This is a genomic window from Filifactor sp. (assembly GCF_057248345.1).
Genome location: NZ_DBHIIC010000070.1, coordinates 1 through 3,568, shown reverse-complemented (window position 1 = coordinate 3,568; position 3,568 = coordinate 1). Strand labels below are relative to the sequence as shown.

The following is a 3,568-nucleotide window of genomic DNA, read 5'->3' as shown; positions in this document are numbered from 1 at the left end:
CCTACGAATACTTTACATACCTACTAAAGGAACTCCTCAAATATCCAAGAGAAAAAGTTCCGGAGGAAGAACTGAAAAAACTGATGCCTTGGTCGGAGGCACTACCGGATAGCTGTAGAAAGAATAAAACAAGGTAAAGAAAAATCTGCCATCCTGAGAGCTGGCAGATTTTTTGAACGGACAGGTTATTTACTACTTTACGTCATTTACCATCTATTCAAACTCAATCTCTTCATTAACTTTTTGGTGAATATCCACTCTATTAACAACATCGATTACATTTACCAGCCAACCATTTAGTGTACAACTTCTGATAAATTCATCAATTCTATTAACTCCATTCATTTCTTTGAGTGTTACAACAACACCAAACCTAACTCCTACACCATCTTGAGGAGCTAATCGGTTATTTGTTTTTATTTCCATGCCCCAATTCTTATTTCTATAAGAGTCTTTTGGTATCATTCTTTTTGTAGCACTCTCTGCGATATACTTTACATTGTCCCATTTTCTAAACTGCTTTCTGGCTTCACCTTCCAAAAGATAATTTCTTTCTCCTTCTAAGATGTCTTCTGTATTCTGTTTATCCCCCTTAATATCCTTGATTTTTTTATCATCCCCTATTCGCCCAAAATGTAAATTCAATTCCGTATTTGTATAATCAACACCTTGCAATCTATCACACAAAGGAAAATAACACATCGTAGCCTTCGCAATATATGGATACTTATTATCTTTTAGAGGAACTGGAAAATCGTAGTTATAAGTATTCCATTTTTCGCTAATGTCTGATACCACAAATTTAATTTCATCATCTTTTGTTTGAATAATATCGTTTATATGAATTGGTACAACTCCATGCCCATATAAAGCAACTTCCTCAGGAGTCGGTTTTTCATCCCAACCTCTTGCAGCATCAATAATCATGGCTTTTGCAATTTCTCTATTAAGTCCTAACACATCAATTAAATAAGACAATTTCCTCGCAATCCAAGGTGCAGCATAAGAAGTACCGGCAACACTTGCAGCCCCTAAAGGTTCGCAAACCCTAATGTACTCTTCTTCACTGCCACCATAATAACTCACATCAGGTTTTGCAAAGAAAGATAATACTAATCCTTTACGAGCATATTTAGTAGACAGACCATTCTTACTAACTGAATTTACAACTATGCTATTAACAGAATCTGCCGGAGAGCCTATTTTTACTATATCTGCACTTGGTTTATTTGTTCCTGCCACAACAAATATTACATTGTTATCGAACTGAATTTTATCTAAGGTCGCAGCTTCAGCAGAAATAAAGTTGTCATTAATTTCCTGATTACTGCCAAGTGAAATATTCCAGACTTTTATATCTGAATTATTTACCACAATACTCTTTATTTTCTTTATTATTGAAAATGAAGAAAATTCAGCACCTACCGCTACTCCAAAATGCCTAACTTTAAACCTTCCGCAGCCATCATCCAACCAAGGATTTAATCTGGCTCCATCAACAATAATAGAAGATACTGCTGTCCCATGATTATAATCTTTTGGATTTTTTGGTATATCTTCTGAAACCATATCATGATATTCAACCCAATCGCTAAAATAAACACTTTCATCGAATAAGGTATCTATCACTCCAATCGTAGGTTCAATAGTTGGGGATGGTATAGTTACCATTTTTGTTTGATACTCATTGATAAAATCATCGGGTGATAAACTTGACAAATCAACGGTTGCCATTGAAACAAGATAGGGTGCCTTTTCAAAAAGTACTTCTACCTGATTTTCATCTAAGTAAACCGTTTGATTATCTAAAATTCTGCTACTTAAAATATCTATCCCTAATCTTTCAAATAATAATTTTGTATCTTTTCTTACATCATACAAAGTTATAATACTTTGCTTTACATCCATTGTGGGTAACTCTATTTCAAAGGAATCAATATATGATGCATCTGCAATCACTTGTTTGAATGTAGACATACTTACAGAAAGTTCTTTAAAAACTGCTTGATTAACAATGTTTTTATCCTCAAACATGTTTTGGTTAATATTACCTGCAAATTTTTGAGATAATATATCGGAAGTATCTGTAAACAACTCTATGCTTTTAGTCAAGTCATACTCATCAAGAAAATATGTGATAATATGTTTACTCTTATCTCTATTAAATTTTGCCCCAACAATTGCATCATTAGAAGCAGTTCCTTTAAAAAGTCCAGAAATCCGATTACTTTTTGCAACAATCTTATTATAATAAACACTAAGCAAAATTCCTTCAAACGGCTTTGTTTCTTTATCCCAGAATTCTTTAATCTGAATTAGCTGAGATCTTAATCTTAATAAATGCTCTGTACTGACTTCTACTTTCCCATTCATGGTTATGCCTCCACGCATACCATTTTTACTGGCTTGCACAAAGCGTTTCCCTTTTAATTCCACGACATTATTCACTATCTACTTCCTCCCTCTTTAACTTTCTTGATACTGAACTTTTAGACTCACCTTTTAATTTTTCTATTTCCCTTACAGTAAGTCCTTCTTCATGAAGTTGGTTTATATCCTTTTGATCCAAACTCCCTATCAAACTATTGTATAATCTTTTCAAATAATCATACTCAGAACCAACATCGCTAAATGCAAGAGATGTTTTTATAATGTTTTTTAATTCCCCGGGATAAGGTATTTTCTTTGCTGTCTTTAATATTTTTTTAAATAATCTTGTATCCTTGGATATTCCTTTAAAATTCTTGATAAATGAAGAAAAATAATATTCAGCAACTTCTATTAAATCCTCATCACTATACCTATTGAAATTAATAACAGCATCAAATCTCCTAATTAATGCTTTATCAAAATTTGAATATAGATTAGTTGTTGCAATAAGTACAATCTCTTTATTAAGGTCTGTCAGTCTATCTAATTCTCTTAAAATTGTAGATGTTACTCTTCCCATCTCTCTAATATCATTAGAATTAATTCTATCCAAAGCAATAACATCAATTTCATCAAATAAAACCACAGCCTTATTTGCATTTGGAAGCATATTTATTTCTCTAAAGACTTTTATTATGTTTTTATTAGTCTGTCCCAACTTGCTATCTATCAAGTTTTCAAAATCCACCCTAAAAAGAGATCTATCCAATAATCTTGCAACATTTTTGGCTGCTTCTGTTTTTCCGCTTCCCGGTAATCCTTCAAATAAAAATTTATTAATACCAACATTATGGTTTACAGCGTTAATAATACCTTTTATGTCTTCTGTTATTTCAAGTGGTAAATTTAAAGCCTCTAAATTTCTTATTTCTACTTGTTTTAAAAATTCACTTTCAAAATCACTACTTTGTGGTGAATATAAATTTGATTCAGATATTAACCCCATAATATATTCAGATAACTGATAATCTCCTATGCTATCAAAATATCTTGCTATTGCTATCGCCTCATTTCTAAAGGATTTTTCATTCCTTTCCACATGGTATTTTATTAAATTTAAAACATTTTGTTTTTTCATATTTCCATACCTCCTATTTTCTTTATGATCATACCAAAAAACGGGACACATTTCCATTAT

The 3,568-nt window shown here is 31.9% G+C and carries 2 protein-coding genes; both read right to left on the bottom strand.

Going from position 1 to position 3,568, the window contains the following annotated elements:
* Window positions 1–213: 213 nt before the first annotated feature.
* Window positions 214–2,448, bottom strand: coding sequence for a S8 family peptidase (locus ACO5GE_RS07815; RefSeq protein WP_484830353.1), 2,235 nt, complete (start codon window positions 2,446–2,448; stop codon window positions 214–216).
* Window positions 2,441–3,568: AAA family ATPase (locus ACO5GE_RS07810; RefSeq protein WP_484830352.1), on the bottom strand; the 1,128-nt coding region annotated here is incomplete at its 5' end. The genes ACO5GE_RS07815 and ACO5GE_RS07810, both read right to left, overlap by 8 nt.